Origin of the sequence: Actinosynnema pretiosum (assembly GCF_024171695.1) — a bacterium.
GTDB lineage: Bacteria > Actinomycetota > Actinomycetes > Mycobacteriales > Pseudonocardiaceae > Actinosynnema > Actinosynnema pretiosum.
Map to the genome: position 1 here is coordinate 300418 of NZ_JAMTCF010000002.1, position 15294 is coordinate 315711.

General features: G+C 73.5%; 11 protein-coding genes. 7 read left to right on the forward strand and 4 right to left on the reverse strand.

The annotated features are described in order from the left end of the window. The first annotated feature begins 58 nt into the window (after window positions 1–58). A complete protein-coding gene (locus tag LV78_RS04605; RefSeq protein ID WP_253843468.1) occupies window positions 59–697 on the forward strand; it encodes a hypothetical protein in 639 nt (212 codons plus the stop codon). An 84-nt stretch (window positions 698–781) separates the two neighbouring features. On the opposite strand, the gene LV78_RS04610 is transcribed toward LV78_RS04605, so the two are convergent. Then, window positions 782–2485 (reverse strand): S8 family peptidase, encoded by a 1704-nt coding sequence (locus LV78_RS04610; RefSeq protein WP_253843469.1) that lies wholly within the window; start codon window positions 2483–2485, stop codon window positions 782–784. A gap of 244 nt (window positions 2486–2729) precedes the next feature. Here LV78_RS04610 and LV78_RS04615 point away from each other — a divergent pair, with 244 nt between their 5' ends. From LV78_RS04615 to proB, 6 genes are all read left to right on the forward strand, one after another. Beyond that, window positions 2730–3485: a TIGR03936 family radical SAM-associated protein gene (locus LV78_RS04615; protein WP_253843470.1), complete on the forward strand. Its 756-nt coding sequence runs from the start codon at window positions 2730–2732 to the stop codon at window positions 3483–3485. Window positions 3486–3677: 192 nt separating this feature from the next. Beyond that, on the forward strand, window positions 3678–6569 hold the full coding sequence (locus LV78_RS04620) for a translation initiation factor IF-2 N-terminal domain-containing protein (RefSeq protein ID WP_253843471.1): 2892 nt from the start codon (window positions 3678–3680) through the stop codon (window positions 6567–6569). Window positions 6570–7042: 473 nt separating this feature from the next. Beyond that, window positions 7043–7354 (forward strand): 50S ribosomal protein L21, encoded by a 312-nt coding sequence (gene rplU / locus LV78_RS04625; RefSeq protein ID WP_253843472.1) that lies wholly within the window; start codon window positions 7043–7045, stop codon window positions 7352–7354. 14 nt (window positions 7355–7368) lie between these two features. Beyond that, window positions 7369–7632, forward strand: a complete 264-nt coding sequence (rpmA, locus tag LV78_RS04630) for a 50S ribosomal protein L27 (protein WP_015800030.1) — start codon at window positions 7369–7371, stop codon at window positions 7630–7632. Between the two features lie 115 nt (window positions 7633–7747). Further along, window positions 7748–9214, forward strand: a complete 1467-nt coding sequence (gene obgE / locus LV78_RS04635; RefSeq protein ID WP_253843473.1) for a GTPase ObgE — start codon at window positions 7748–7750, stop codon at window positions 9212–9214. Window positions 9215–9234: 20 nt separating this feature from the next. Further along, window positions 9235–10347, forward strand: a complete 1113-nt coding sequence (gene proB / locus LV78_RS04640) for a glutamate 5-kinase (protein ID WP_253843771.1) — start codon at window positions 9235–9237, stop codon at window positions 10345–10347. Between the two features lie 249 nt (window positions 10348–10596). Here proB and LV78_RS04645 read toward each other — a convergent pair whose 3' ends face one another. The 3 genes from LV78_RS04645 to LV78_RS04655 all read right to left on the reverse strand — a co-directional run bounded on the left by LV78_RS04645 (window position 10597) and on the right by LV78_RS04655 (window position 15239). Then, complete coding sequence (locus LV78_RS04645) at window positions 10597–11877, reverse strand: MFS transporter (protein ID WP_253843474.1); 1281 nt, start codon at window positions 11875–11877, stop codon at window positions 10597–10599. 97 nt (window positions 11878–11974) lie between these two features. Beyond that, window positions 11975–12634, reverse strand: coding sequence for a GNAT family N-acetyltransferase (locus LV78_RS04650; protein WP_308208675.1), 660 nt, complete (start codon window positions 12632–12634; stop codon window positions 11975–11977). A 529-nt stretch (window positions 12635–13163) separates the two neighbouring features. Further along, entirely contained in the window at window positions 13164–15239 is a 2076-nt protein-coding gene (locus tag LV78_RS04655) for a RecQ family ATP-dependent DNA helicase (RefSeq protein ID WP_253843475.1), read from the reverse strand. Window positions 15240–15294: the final 55 nt, after the last annotated feature.

The following is a 15294-nucleotide window of genomic DNA, read 5'->3' on the forward strand; positions in this document are numbered from 1 at the left end:
CTGACCGGGCACGGGCCCCGCACCACCCCGGTCGAGCCCACGCCGCCCGGTCGCGCCGGTGCCTGCCGCGCTGGTGCTCCCCGAGCCGCTCACCGCCGATCCGAAGCCCGCAGACCCGGTGCCCGCCGATCCGAAGCCCGCAGATCCGGTGCTCACCAAGCCGGTGCCCGCAGGCTCGGTGCCCGCCGATCCGAAGCCCGCAGATCCGGTGCTCACCAAGCCGGTGCCCGCAGGCTCGGTGCCCGCCGCGCCGATGCTCGTCGAGCCGAGGCCTTCCGCTCCGCTGCCTGTCGAGCCGCTGCCCACCGACCCGCTGCCTGTCGAGCCGCTGCTCACTGACCCGCTGCCCACCGAGCCGAAGTCCACCGAGCCGAAGTCCGCAGACCAGCCGCCCGCCGATCCGGCGACCGCAGCTCCAGGGCCCGCCGATTCGGCGACCGCGAACTTGACGCCCACAGGACCGCTGCCCGCCGAGTCCGTACCCGCCGAGTCCGTGTCCGCCGAGCCCATGTCCGCCGACCCGCTGCCGACCGCGCCCGGTCCGCCCGAGGTCCGGGGTCCGGCGGTCGCGCCCGAGGGCAGCACCGCGACGAGGGCGGCGGCCCGCGCGGTCGCGCCGACCCCCGCTGCCGGGGTGACGCCGGTCACCGGGCGTCGGGCCGCGTCCCGCCGGGCGACGCGCGCCGCGCGGTCCTGAGGGTGGTCCATGGCGCAGAGCGTGCGCCGAAAAGCTATGAACGCGCTGTGAGCGAGCCCGGAAGAACCCCAGCTAGGCCATAGTTCACCCGATGGTGGCGGCCTTGCCGGTGCTCCCGGTCCCGGTCCCCGCGCCGCCCGCCTCGGTCCGGTCGCCCGAACCCCCGGTCCGCACCGCGCCGGACTCGTCCGAACCGGACTCCCCTGCCCCCGGACCGGCCTGCCCCGACCCGCCGGACCCGGTCTGCCCGGCGCCGGTCTGCCCCGCGCCGGTCTGCCCCTGGGCGCCGCCCGCCTGCCCGCCGCCCCCGGTCAGCGGCGACTTCACCGCGGCCTCGGCGTCCACCAGCCCGTGCCCGTAGAAGCCGTTGTACTCGGAGTACCCGGTGCAGTAGCCGTCCTGCGCGCCCGTGCCGTTCAGGTCGTAGTCCGCCGGGCACGGCAGCGTCTCCGCCTGCTCGCCCAGCATCTTCGTCAGCTCGGCGGGCGAGGCCTCCGGGTGCCCGGACGCCAGCAGCGCCGCCACCCCGGACACGTGCGGCACCGCCATCGACGTGCCGCACGAGTAGTCGTAGCCCGACGGCACCGTCGACAGCACGCACCCCGGCACGCCGTCGTCGGCGGGCTGCTTGCGGTCGCCGCCCGGCCCGGTCAGGTCCACCGCGCCCAGCCCGTACGAGCTGTACCCCGCCTTCACCTTCGTCGACCCCACCGACGACACCGCCACCACGTTGCGCAGCTGCGCGGGCAGCACCAGGCACGAGCTGTCCACCGGCCTCGGCTTGGCCGCCGCGTTCGTCGGGCTCAGCGCGTCCCGGCCCGGTCTGGTCAGGTCCGCGCCCTCGTTGCCCGCCGCCGCCACGCTCAGCACGCCCCGGTCCGCCGCGTAGTCCACCGCGCGCCGCACCGCCTCGTGCACCACCGACTGACCGCCCTGGTCGCGGCAGGTGAACACCCACGGGTCGATGTAGTAGCTGTTGTTCGTGATGGTCATGCCCCTGGTCGCGGCCCACATGAACCCGCACACCGCGTACTCCGGGTAGATGAACCCCTCGTCGTCCACGACCTTCACCGACGCGATCCGCACCCCCGGCGCGACGCCCGTGGTCCCCCGGCCGTCGTCGGCCGCCGCGATCGTGCCCGCCACGTGCGTGCCGTGCGGCGACGTCGTCGGCGACCAGGCCGCCCGCGCCGGGTCCGCCACGCCGCTCGTGCAGCCCGCCGACAGCGCCGGGTCCAGCGCGCCGACCAGGTCCGGGTGGTCCGGGTCGACGCCCGAGTCCAGCACGCCCACCACCACGTCGCGGCTGCCCGTGCTCACCGCGTGCGCGGCGGCGGCGTTGACCAGCTCCATGTCCCACTGCTGCGCGGTCAGGTCGCCGGTCTCCGGCACGGCGGACCGCAGCTGCGCCGTCTCGTCCGGCTTGCGCTTGGTCCGGCTCGCCGCCCCCGCCTGCGCGCTGTACGCCCGGTCCTCGCCCAGCCGCGCCCCGAAACCGGGGTCGGTCGAGGTCGCGACGGCCACCGCGATCTGCGGGTGGTAGGTCTCGACCCGCCCGCACGCCGCTCCCACCTCGGCCGAGGCCAGCGGCTCGCTGGTGCCCCGGTCGAACACCACCAGGTAGCGCAGCTCGCGCCCCGTCTGGGCGCACCCCGGCGCGGTGGACCCCGGCTGACCTGCGCCTTCGGTGGCCGGAGCCGACGCGGAGGCGGACGGTGCCGCGGCGAGACCGGTCGCGAGCAGGGCGGCGCTGACCGCTGCCGCCCTGGCGCGGCGGAGCAGAGGCACTGGGGACCTCCAGACTGGGCTCGGGAGACTGTGTCGGGCAGATAACAAGTTGACCGGGGGTTGACCTCTGGTGCCGGACGGTATCCAGACGGGACGACGCAGACAAGCGCAACGGGCTCCGAGGGCGGCGCTGTACCGTCCGGTGGAGTACGCAGCGTGGACCGCCTGGGCGCGTACCCCGGCGGAGATCACATGGGGAGCAGCACTGAGCCGCCAGCAACAACCCAACCCGTCCGCCGCCGCGGTGCAGAAGCTGCGCGTGCGCTACGCCAAGCGCGGCAGGCTCCGGTTCACGTCGCACCGCGACGTGGCCCGCACCTTCGAGCGCGCCCTGCGCCGAGCGGGCGTGCCCATGGCCTACTCCCAGGGCTTCAGCCCTCACCCGAAGGTGTCCTGGGTGGGCGCGGCGCCGACCGGGGTGGCCAGCGAGGCCGAGTACGTGGAGGTCTCGGTCGTCGACGCGGTCGACCCCGAGGCGCTGCGCGCCGAGCTCGACAAGGCCCTGCCGCCGGGGCTCGACGTCCTGGAGATCGTGCAGGCCGGGACCGGGTCGCTCACCGAGCGCATCGAGGCGAGCGCCTGGCGGGTGGAGCTGCCCGGCGTGGACCCCGAACGGTTGTCCGAAGCGGTGTCCGCCCTGCTCGCGGCCGAGTCCGTCGAGGTCGAGCGGCTCACCAAGAACGGCAAGAGGATGGTCGACGTGCGCCCCGCCGTGGTCACCGCGTCGGTGGTCGAGCCCGCTTCGGGCGAAGCCCCTTCGAGCGACGCGGAACACGATGCAGGGGGTTTGTCACTTCCGTGTGGGATACTTGTCATGGTCGTCCGGCAGCTAACCCCTACCGTGCGACCCGACGACGTGCTGAGCGCGCTCGGAGTCGTCGCCGACCTCGTTCCGCCGGTCCCCGCGAAGGCGACCCGGATGGCGCAGGGGCGGCTCGACGACGAAGGCGGCCTGGTCGACCCGTTCGCCCTGGACAGGGCGTCGGTGGAGGAGGGCTGACCGGGCGCTGTGAGCGGCGCTGACGGCGTCGTCGACCGGGACAGGACCTGCTGTGCCGCGTGCCGACAGTCGGTGCGCGCGCAGCGCGAGGCAAGGATTCCCGCCGCCAGCCGCGGCGGAGAGCGGACAAGAGAGGCCCCTGCGCGGCCGCGTCACTTCCAACCATGACGCGCCCGGGGGCGGAGGAGTTGCATGTCGAACACGGACAAGCCCGCCGGCCCCGCCGGCGGGGGTAGCGCCACACCCGGACACCCGGCGCTCGCCGACCTGCCCGCCAAGCTGCGGGTGCACGCCCTGGCGAAGCTGCTCGGCACGACCAGCAAGGACGTGCTGGCGGCGCTGGCCGACCTCGGCGAGACGGTGCGCAGCGCCCAGTCGAGCGTCACCAGGGACCTCGCGATCAAGGTCGGCGAGAGCCTGCTGAACTGGGACGACATCGTCACCGGCGACGTCGACGAGCTGACCGTCACCGAGGTGGAGGCGGCCGTGCCCGCCCGCGAGGTGGCCGCGCTCACACCGCTGTTCGCCCCGCCGTCGGCGATGTTCCTGCCGCCGACGCCGGTCGCGACCACCGCGGTGCCCGTCACCAGGGCCGAGCCCGAGGACGAGGACGACGACGCCGACGACCAGCACGCCGACCACGCCGACGCGTCCGACGACGCGGACGGCGACGGCCGTCGCCGCCGCCGTCGCGGCCGTCGCGGTCGCGGTCGCGGCAAGGGCGTCGGCGAGGACAGCCAGGACGAGTCGGCCGAGGAGGTCGAGGAGGCCCCGGCCGCCCAGGCCGAGCCCGAGGCCGACGAGCCTGCCGCCGACGCGTCCGACGACGACGAGGAGGGTGGCGGCAGCCGTCGCCGCCGTCGCCGCCGCCGCCGCAAGTCCGGCGCCGACGACGAGTCCGCGCCGAACGAGGACGACCCGCCCAACACGGTCGTGCACGTCCGCGAGACCCGCGACGCGCGCGACGACCGGGCCGACTCCGAGGCCGCGCAGAACGAGGTGCGCAGCGTCCGGGGCTCCACCCGCCTGGAGGCCAAGCGCCAGCGCCGCCGGGACGGCCGCGAGGCCGGTCGCCGCCGCGCGCCCGTGCTCTCCGAGGCCGAGTTCCTGGCCCGCCGCGAGGCCGTCGAGCGCACCATGGTCGTGCGCGAGCGCGGCGACCGCACCCAGATCGGCGTGCTGGAGGACGGCGTCCTCGTCGAGCACTTCGTGACGTCCGCGGGCTCCGGCTCGCTGGTCGGCAACGTCTACCTCGGCCGGGTGCAGAACGTGCTGCCCAGCATGGAGGCGGCGTTCATCGACATCGGTCGCGGTCGCAACGCGGTGCTCTACGCCGGTGAGGTGGACTGGGACGCGGCGGGCCTGGAGGGCAAGGCCCGCAAGATCGAGCAGGCCCTGTCCAGCGGCGACAGCGTCCTGGTGCAGGTCACCAAGGACCCGGTCGGCCACAAGGGCGCCCGCCTGACCACTCAGATCAGCCTGCCCGGCCGCTTCCTGGTGTACGTGCCCGGCGGCGGCGCGACCGGCATCAGCCGCAAGCTGCCGGACAACGAGCGCAAGCGCCTCAAGGACATCCTCAAGCGGGTCGTCCCGGACGACGCGGGCGTCATCATCCGCACCGCGTCGGAGGGCGTCGCCGAGGAGGAGCTGGCGCGCGACGTCACCCGCCTGCAGGCGCAGTGGCAGATCATCAAGGACAAGGCCGCCACGCCCAAGGCCCAGGCCCCGCAGCTGCTCTACGAAGAGCCGGACCTGCTGGTCAAGGTCGTGCGCGACCTGTTCACCGAGGACTTCTCGGGGCTGGTCGTCCAGGGCTCCGAGGCCTGGGACACGATCGACGGCTACGTGCGGCACGTCGCGCCTGACCTGCAGGAGCGGCTGCACCGGCACGTCGGCAACTCCGACGTGTTCGGCGAGTACCGGATCGACGAGCAGCTGATGAAGGCGCTGGACCGCAAGGTCTGGCTGCCCTCCGGCGGCTACCTCGTGGTCGACCGCACCGAGGCCATGACGGTCATCGACGTCAACACCGGCAAGTTCACCGGTTCGGGTGGAAACCTGGAGGAGACCGTCACCAGGAACAACCTGGAGGCGGCCGAGGAGATCGTGCGCCAGCTCCGGCTGCGCGACGTCGGCGGCATCATCGTCATCGACTTCATCGACATGGTGCTGGAGTCCAACCGGGACCTGGTGCTGCGCAGGCTCACCGAGTGCCTCGGCCGGGACCGGACCAGGCACCAGGTCGCCGAGGTGACCTCGCTGGGGCTCGTGCAGATGACCCGCAAGCGGGTCGGCACCGGGCTGCTGGAGGCGTTCAGCAGCACGTGCGAGCACTGCCGCGGTCGCGGTGTGGTCGTGACGACCGACCCGAACGCGCACTCGCACGGCGGCGGGTCCAACGGCGGCGGCTCGAACGGTGGGTCCAACGGCGGCTCCAACGGGGGCAACCAGCAGTCCGGCGGCGGTCGGAAGTCGCGGCGCAACAAGGGCGGCGACTCGGGCGAGCACCAGGCCGAGGCGCAGGCCGCCCCGGTCGAGCAGGCCCCGGCGGCCGAGCCCGAGGCGCCCGTCGTGCATTCGGAGCCCCAGGTCGACCACGACCTGGAGCCCGAGGTGCAGGAGCGCCGTCCGGGTGGCCGCAGGGCCGCCAGGCAGGCCGCCCGCGAGGCCGCGAAGGAAGCGGCCAAGCAGGAGGCCGCCGAGCGCGCCGCCGCGAAGCGCGAGACCGAGGAGCAGGCCCCGGCCGCCGAGGTCGCGGCCGAGCCGTCGACCCCGGTCGTCGCGGCGGAGGCCGTGGCGCCCGAGGTGTTCGCCGAGCCCGCCGCCGAGGAGGCCGAGGCGCCCGCCAAGCGCGGTGGCCGCCAGCGGCGCCGCGCGGTGCGGCGCGAGGCGGGTGCGGCGGTGAGCAAGGAGGCCCCGCCCGCCCCCGTGGTCGTCGTGACCCCGCAGCCGGTCGTGGCGGAGCCCGCCGTCAACGGCCACGCGCCGGAGGTGAAGGCGGAGTCCCTGGTGACCACCACGACCCGCCGCAGGGTCTCCCGGCGCGCGGCGACCCGCCCCGCGGGCCCGCCGACGGAGAGCTGAGCCGGTAACGCCCGAACGCCGCCGGTCCCACCCCACCACGGGGCGGGACCGGCGGCGTTCGCGCTTTCCGCCTCGGGCCCCTCAGCGCGCGGCAGCTCCGCGTCGGGCACTGCCGCTGACCGTGCCACCTGCTCCTGCCGCGCCGCGCGTCCGCTGTTCCACGGCTGCCGTGCCGAGCTTCCGGCGTCCTGCCGCGCCGCACTCCACTTCCACTGCGCTTCCACTGCCCTGCGGCTGTCGCGTCCGGCGTCCCGCGCCCGCCGTGCTCTCGGGCCGCTCCGGCGCACCCCCGCTGACCTGCGCGGGCGGTGCTCGCGCACCCCGGTTTGACCCTGCGGTCCACCGCCACGTAACCTATCGCATGGCTTGCCATCCGGCGGGCCCAGTCGTGCGAAGCCCGATCCACCGCAACACCGTGGAACTGAGGCGCGCGCGATCCCGTCACCGTCGAGTAGCAGGAGACTTCCGTCCCGATGTACGCGATCGTCAAGACCGGCGGCAAGCAGTACAAGGTGGCTGTCGGCGACGTCGTCGAGGTCGAGAAGCTCGATGGCACTCCGGGCACCGAAATCACCTTCCCGGCGCTGCTCGTCGTGGATGGCTCTGACGTCACCGCGGACGCGGAGGCCCTGGGGAAGATCTCGGTGACCGGCGAGGTCGTCGAGCAGACCAAGGGCCCCAAGATCCGCATCCACAAGTTCAAGAACAAGACCGGCTACCACAAGCGCCAGGGTCACCGCCAGAAGCTGACCCGCGTCAAGGTCACCGGCATCACCGGTAAGTGAGGATCTGACTAGCCATGGCACACAAGAAGGGTGCATCCAGCTCCCGCAACGGCCGTGACTCCAACCCCCAGTACCTGGGTGTGAAGAGGTTCGGCGGTCAGGTCGTCAAGGCCGGTGAGATCCTCATCCGCCAGCGCGGCACCAAGTTCCACCCCGGCGTGAACGTCGGCCGCGGCAAGGACGACACCCTGTTCGCCCTGTCCGCCGGTGCGGTGGAGTTCGGCTCCAAGCGTGGCCGCAAGACCGTGAACATCGTTCCGGTCGAGGCCGCTGCCTGATTTTCGTTCCACCTGGGCGCCGTGTTGTCCGCTGAAACGCGGACCACGGCGCCCAGTGGCGTCTCCAGGGGGCGAACGCCCCTCCTGAACTCAAGAAGCAAGGAAGTGATTCTCGGTGTCCCGCTTCGTCGACCGGGTGGTCATCCACGCGGCTGCCGGTGACGGCGGCCACGGCTGCGCCTCGGTGCACCGGGAGAAGTTCAAGCCCCTCGGCGGCCCCGACGGCGGCAACGGCGGCAAGGGCGGCGACGTCGTCCTGGTCGTCGACTCGCAGGTGCACACCCTGCTGGACTTCCACTTCCGCCCGCACGCCAGCGCGGGCAGCGGCAAGTCCGGCGCGGGCGCGAACCGGGACGGCGCGAACGGCGCCGACCTGGAGCTGCGCGTCCCGGACGGCACGGTCGTGATGACCGAGGACGGCGAGGTCGTCGCCGACCTGGTCGGCGAGGGCACCCGCCTGATCGCCGCCAGGGGCGGTCGCGGCGGCCTCGGCAACGCCTCGCTCGCGTCCAAGGCCCGCAAGGCGCCCGGCTTCGCGCTGCTCGGCGAGCCCGGCGAGTCGCAGGACCTGGTGCTGGAGCTGAAGTCCGTCGCGGACGTCGGCCTGCTCGGGTTCCCGTCGGCGGGCAAGTCGTCGCTGATCTCGGTGCTGTCCGCGGCCAAGCCGAAGATCGCCGACTACCCGTTCACCACGCTCGTCCCGAACCTGGGCGTGATCACCGCAGGCGCGACCGTGTTCACCATGGCCGACGTGCCCGGCCTGATCCCCGGCGCGTCCGAGGGCAAGGGCCTCGGCCTGGACTTCCTGCGGCACATCGAGCGCTGCGCGGTGCTGGTGCACGTCGTGGACTGCGCGACGTACGAGGACAACCGCGACCCGCTGTCCGACATCGACGCGCTGGAGACCGAGCTGGCCCAGTACACGCCGTCGCTGTCCAAGGACCTGGCGGAGCGCCCGCGCGTCGTGGTGCTCAACAAGATCGACGTGCCGGAGGCGCGGGACCTGGCCGAGATCGTCCGCGCGGACGTCGAGGCGCGTGGCCTGCCGGTGTTCGAGATCTCCACCGCCACCCGCGAGGGGCTGCGCGAGCTGACGTTCGCGCTGGCCCGCGTGGTCGAGGAGTACCGGGCCTCGCGGCCGGTGCAGGAGTCCACCCGGATCGTGCTGCGGCCGACCGCGATCGACGACCAGGGCTTCACCGTCGTCGAGGACCCGGAGGAGGAAGGCGGCTTCATCGTGCGGGGCGAGCGCCCCCTGCGGTGGATCAAGCAGACCGACTTCAGCAACGACGAGGCCGTCGGCTACCTGGGCGACCGGCTCGCGCGGCTCGGCGTCGAGGACGTGCTCATCAAGATGGGCGCGGTGCCCGGCGCGCAGGTCACCATCGGCGACCTGGTGTTCGACTGGGAGCCGTCCACGCCCGCGGGCATCGCCGCTGCGGCCCTCACCGGGCGCGGCACGGACGCCCGTCTGGAGCCCAGCAACCGCGTCGGCGCCGGTGAGCGGCTCGCCGCGAAGAAGGCCCGCAGGCTGCCCGGCTCGTACGGCGACTGGGTGGAAGACCTCGAAGAGGACTCGTGAGCGTGACCGGTTCGGTGGTGCTGTCCCAGGCCAGGCAGGCGGTCGCCGCCGCAGGCAGGGTCGTTGTGAAGGTCGGGTCGTCCTCGCTGACCACCGCCGAGGGCGGCTTGGACCGGTCGAGGCTCGACGCGCTGGTCGACGCGGTCGCCGCGCGGCGGGCGGCCGGTGGCCAGGTGGTGCTGGTGTCGTCCGGCGCCATCGCGGCTGGTCTGGCCCCGCTGGGCATCACCCGGCGGCCGAGGGACCTGGCGACGCAGCAGGCCGCCGCGAGCGTCGGGCAGCTGGCGCTGGCGCACGCGTACGCGAACTCGTTCGGCCGGTACGACCTGACCGTCGGGCAGGTGCTGCTCACCGCCGAGGACGTGGTGCGGCGCGCGCACTACCGCAACGCGCAGCGCACCTTCTCCCGGTTGCTGGCGCTGGGCGCGGTGCCCGTGGTGAACGAGAACGACACCGTGGCCACCGCCGAGATCAAGTTCGGCGACAACGACCGCCTGGCCGCGCTGGTGGCGCACCTGGTCGGGGCGGACGCGCTGTTCCTGCTGTCCGACGTGGACTCGCTCTACGACGGCGACCCGAGGCTGCCCGGCGCCCAGCGGGTGCCCGAGGTGACCGGACCGTCCGACGTGGACGGCGTGCGCGCGGGCTCGGTCGGCGCGTCGGGCCTGGGCACCGGCGGCATGGCCTCCAAGCTGGCGGCGGCGCGGTTGGCCGCGTCGGCGGGCATCCCGGTGCTGCTGGCGGGCGCGGCGGACGCGACGCGCGCGCTGAGCGCGGCGGACGTGGGCACCGCGTTCACGGCGACCGGCACGAGGCTGTCGGCCCGCCGCTTCTGGCTCGGCCACGCCTCGGCGGCGACCGGCAAGCTGTTCCTGGACGCGGGCGCGGTCACGGCCGTGGTCACCCGCCGCCGCTCGCTGCTCGCGGCGGGCGTCACGGCGGTGGAGGGCGCGTTCGAGGCGGGCGACGTGGTGGAGCTGGTCGACCCGGCGGGTGCCGTGGTGGCCAGGGGAGTGGTGGCGTTCGACGCGACCGAGCTGCCCGCCCTGATCGGCCACTCCAGCGGCGAACTCCCCCCGGAACAGCGCCGCGAGGTCGTGCACGCGGACGACCTGGTACCGCTGACCGCTTAGCACGGGTGCTCGTGCCGGTTCCGGCTCCCTGAACCGCCCAGTGCCGGTGCCGCTGACGACCTGGCTCTCGTGCTGGTGCCGCTGACGACCTGGCCCTCGCTGGCGCTGCTGCCCGCCTGTTCTTGGCCGCCGTGCTTGGGCCTGTCCCGCTGCCCGCCTGGTCTTGGTGCCCGTGCTGGTTCCGGTGCCGCTGCCCGTCCGGCGGCTGTGCCTGCCCGGCGCCCGTGCCTGTTCTGGTGCGCGTGCTGCCTAGCGCAGCGTGCTGCCCCTGGTCTCGGGCAGGGTGAGCACGACCAGGAACGCGAGCCCTGCCCCCACCGCGACGTACCAGAAGAACTGGGTCCCGGTCAGCACGTTGATCACCAGTGGCGCGGTGCCGCCGAACAGGGCGACGGTCAGGTTGTACCAGGCGCCGATGCCCAGCCCGCGCAGCTCGGTGGGGAACAGCTCGCTCATCACGGCGGGCGCGATGGACGTCATCGCCGCGTACAGCCCCAGCCCCGCGCAGAACACCACGAGCAGCCCACCGATCCCCGGCCCGATCAGCGCGGACAGCGGCACCACGCCCACCGCCGTGAGCCCCGTCCACACCAACATCTGCGGCCTGCGCCCGATCCGGTCGGACAGCGCCCCCATCGGGTACTGGAGCGCCACGAACAGCACGGTGCCGACCGACAGCGCGAGGAACACGTCACCCGCGTCGGCGCCCCTGGTCTTGACCGCGAACGGGGTCAGCGCGCTGAAGAACGTGTAGTAGCAGAGCGTCGAGGCCGTGCTGAACCCGACGAGCCTGCCCACCGCCGCCGGGTGCTCCCGCAACGTCGTCAGCAGCGGCCTGCGCAACGAGACGGCCTTGTCGCGGTTGCGGGCGAAGTGCTCGGTCTCCTCCAAGCTGCGCCTGAGCCACAACCCGACCAGCCCCAGCACCGCCCCGATCAGGAACGGCACGCGCCACCCGAACGAGGCGAGTTGCGCGGCGGTGAGCACCCTGGCCAGCACGAACCCGAGCAGCGAAGCGGCGAGCAGCGCGCACCCGGTGGAGATGTAGAAGAACGCCGAGTACCGCCCGCGCCGGTCGGCGGGCGCGATCTCGGCGAGGTAAGCGGACGCGTTGGACACCTCACCGCCCAGCGAGAGCCCCTGGGCGATGCGGGCGAGCAGCAGCAGGGCCGGGGAGAGCCACCCGACCTGCGCGTACGTCGGCAGCAGAGCGATCGCGAGCGACCCGCCCGCCATGAGCACGATGCTCAGCAACATCGCGGTCTTCCGCCCGCGCAGATCCGCGAACCGCCCGAGCAGGTAGCCGCCGAGCGGCCGGAAGAAGAACGCGAGCGCGTAGGTGGCGAACGTGTTGATCAGCGCGAGCCGCTCGTCCGACGCCGGGAACACCTGGGTGGCGAAGTAGATGCTGAACGTGGCGTACACCGTCCAGTCGAACCACTCGATCGCGTTACCGGCACTGGCCGCGACCAACTTGCGCACCGGTAACCGATGCCGCACACCACCACCGGCGCCGCCCGACTCACCCATCTCCGGACCTTGGCACACCTCCCCGCCGACCGGAAAGCCCGACGTGCGGACCTCCGCCAAGACGAGTGACCCCAGCCGCCCCAATCCCCAACCGCCCTCAGCCCAACCGCCCACCCCTGTTCCGCCGCCACTCCCAAGCCGACAACCGGAACACCAGGCTGTCGATCAACTCCCCCTTGAACCACTCGGCCTGCTCGACCCGCTCCACCAACCGGAACCCCAACCGCGCCACCAACTTCGCCGAGGCGACATTCCGCGAGTCGCACTCGGCCCCGACCTCCTCCACCCCGCGCACGGTGAACAGGTCCTCCAACACCCGCGCGACAGCCTCGCTCGCATACCCCTTCCCCTGGTGCGACCGAGCGAACGTGTACCCGATGTCGGCGTTGCGCAGGTCCTCGTGCAGGTGCACCCCGATGTCCCCGACCAACTCCCCGTCGAGCACCACGGCGTACTGAAACCACCCCGGCACCCCGGGATCGGCCTCACCCATCTCGTCCGCGAGCAGCAGAGCCCGTGACAACGGCACAGGCGGATCCCAAGACTGGTACCGAGCCACCTCAGGATCAGACCGATAGGCGGACAACGCCCCAGCGTCCTCAGCACTGAACCGCCGCAACACCAACCGCTCAGTCCGCAACACGAAGGCCCACCCGCCCCCACCCGCCGCCGCAGCCCCTCCAGTCACCCCTCCACCACTACCGCTGCCCAGCCCACCCCGCCACGCGCTCCCGAACACACCACCCGGACACGTCACCCATCAGAACGCCCCCCACCCGAAGTTCGGACTGGCGGCGAGCTGAGTGAATGCACAACACTGTTTCGACCGGCAAAACGGCAGGTCAAAAAGTGTCTTCCCCGTGCACGCGAGGGTGCTCCCTGCTGCAGGGCCTTGAACTTCGACTTGGCCGAGTCTTCCCCGTGCACGCGGGGGTGCTCCGCCCACGGTCAGCGGCACGCCGCCGCCTCGGAGGTCTTCCCCGCGCATGCGGGGGTGCTCCGAGCGCCCTCCGGGCGCACAGCCTTGACGAGAAGTCTTCCCGCGCACGCGGGGTGCTCCCCAGCTCCAGAAGTGGGCCGAGAAGCTCGCCGAGTTCTCCCCGTGCACGCGGGGGGCGGAGTGGGAGTGGCAGGCGTACGACCTGCGCGAGTCCTCCCCGCGCGCGGGGTGCTCCCGCGTCGCTCTGGATCTCGGCTGCTTGCGCGGCGTTCTCCACACATGCGTGGGGGCGTCGCCTCCCCCTCGCCCGCCTCAGCTCACCCCCGTCCCCGGCCCCACCCCGCCCTCACGCCGTCACCGCCAGCGCGAACGGCAGCACCTCCGGCGCCCCCGCCCCGCGCAGCAGTCGGGCCGCCACCGTCATCGTCCAGCCCGTGTCGACCTGGTCGTCCACCAGCAGCACCGGGCCGTCCACGCCGCTCAGGTCCGGCACCCGCGACGCCGACACCAACCCCGCCAGGCGTTGCGCGCTGTTCGCCCGGCGCACCGCCGACCCCAGCCACACCGTCCCCAGCTGCGGCAGCCTGCCCACCTCCGAGATCCGCCGCGCGAAGCTGTCCACCAGCTCCGGCCGTGACCGCGACCCCACCGACACGACCCCCACCGGCCGCCGTTCCCAGCCCCACGCCGACAGCACCTGCACGCACGCCTGGAACACCTCGTCCGGCAGTTCCCGGTCGCCCTCGGCGAACAGCGAGCGCAAGCGGTTGCCCCACCCGATGTCCGTCAGCCTGCCCAGCGCCCGCCCGGTCGCCGCCTGCTCGCCCGCCGGGATGCGCCCCGACAGCGACACCCCCGCCGACGCCATGCCGGTCGGCCACATCTTGCGCGGCGCCACGTCCACGCCCGGTCGCAGCAGCCGTTCCCGCGCCGCCGTCGCCGCGCCCTCCGACACCGCCGCCGACACCCGCTGCCCCGTGCAGTTGTCGCACCGGCCGCACGGCGCGGCGTGCGGGTCGTCGAGCTGGCGCAGCAGGAACTCCATCCGGCAGCCCTCGGTGTCCAGGTAGTCGAGCACCGCCCGCTGCTCGGCCTGCCTGGCCCGCTCGATCCGCCCGTACCGCTCCTCGTCGTACTCCCACGGCCGCCCCGTCGCGACCCACCCGCCGCGCACCCGCCGCACCGCGCCGTCGACGTCGAGCACCTTCAGCACCACCTCCAACCGGGTGCGCGACAGCTCCACCACCGGTTCCAGCGCGGCCGTGGACCGGGGTTCGTCGGTCAGCGCCGCCAGCACCTGCCGCACCACCCGCTCCGGCGGGAACGCCAGCGACGCGAAGTACGCCCAGATGTCCCGGTCCTCCGGCCCCGGCAGCAGCAGCGCCTCCGCCCGCTCCACCCCGCGCCCGGCACGGCCGATCTGCTGGTAGTACGCGATCGGCGACGGCGGCGCGCCCAGGTGCACCACGAACCCCAGGTCCGGCTTGTCGAACCCCATGCCCAGCGCGGAGGTCGCCACCAGCGCCTTCACCCGGTTGGCCAGCAGGTCCTCCTCGGCCCGCTGCCGCTCCGCCGGGTCCGTCCGCCCCGAGTACGCCACCACCTCGTACCCGCGCTCGCGCAGGAACGCCGCCACGTCGTCCGCCGCCGCGACCGTCAGCGCGTACACGATCCCCGACCCCGGCAGCTCGGCCAGCCGCTCGGCCAACCACGCCAGCCGCGCCTCGGCCGTGGGCAGCCGCACCGCCGCCAGCCGCAGGCTCTCCCGGTCCAGCGGCCCCCGCAGCACCAGCGCGTCGGAACCCGCGCCGAGCCCCAGCTGCTCGGTCACGTCCCGCACCACCCGGTCGTTGGCCGTGGCCGTGGTCGCCAGCACCGGAACCCCGGCGGGCAGCTCGGTCAGCAGCGTGCGCAGCCGCCGGTAGTCCGGCCGGAAGTCGTGCCCCCAGTCGGAGATGCAGTGCGCCTCGTCCACCACCAGCAGCCCGGCCGACGCGGTCAGCGACGGCAGCACGGTGTCCCGGAAGTCCGGGTTGTTCAACCGCTCCGGCGACACCAGCAGCACGTCGACCTCGCCCGCCGCCACCCGCTCCTGGACGTCCTGCCACTCGTCCGTGTTCGCCGAGTTGATCGTCGCCGCGTGCACGCCCGCCCGCGCCGCCGCGTCGACCTGGTTGCGCATCAGCGCCAGCAGCGGGGACACGATCACCGTCGGCCCCTCGCCCAGCGAGCGCAGCAGCGCGGTGGCGATGAAGTAGACCGCCGACTTGCCCCACCCCGTGCGCTGGACGACCAGCGCCCGCCTGCGCAGGGCCACCAGCGCGTGGATCGCCGTCCACTGGTCCTCGCGCAGCACGGCGCCCGGACCCGCCAGTGCCCTGAGCCTCTCCTCCGCCAGTGCGCGGAGCGCGTTGTCGTCCATGGGGGGAACCATTCCAGACGGGACCTTTGGCGAATCTATGGTCGATAACCCCGAC

Coding starts and splice junctions, on each gene's coding strand:
- LV78_RS04620 (WP_253843471.1), top strand. CDS start 3,678: ATGTCGAACACGGACAAGCCCGCCGGCCCCGCCGGCGGGGGTAGCGCC.
- rplU (WP_253843472.1), top strand. CDS start 7,043: ATGTACGCGATCGTCAAGACCGGCGGCAAGCAGTACAAGGTGGCTGTC.
- rpmA (WP_015800030.1), top strand. CDS start 7,369: ATGGCACACAAGAAGGGTGCATCCAGCTCCCGCAACGGCCGTGACTCC.
- LV78_RS04645 (WP_253843474.1), bottom strand. CDS start 11,877: ATGGGTGAGTCGGGCGGCGCCGGTGGTGGTGTGCGGCATCGGTTACCG.
- LV78_RS04655 (WP_253843475.1), bottom strand. CDS start 15,239: ATGGACGACAACGCGCTCCGCGCACTGGCGGAGGAGAGGCTCAGGGCA.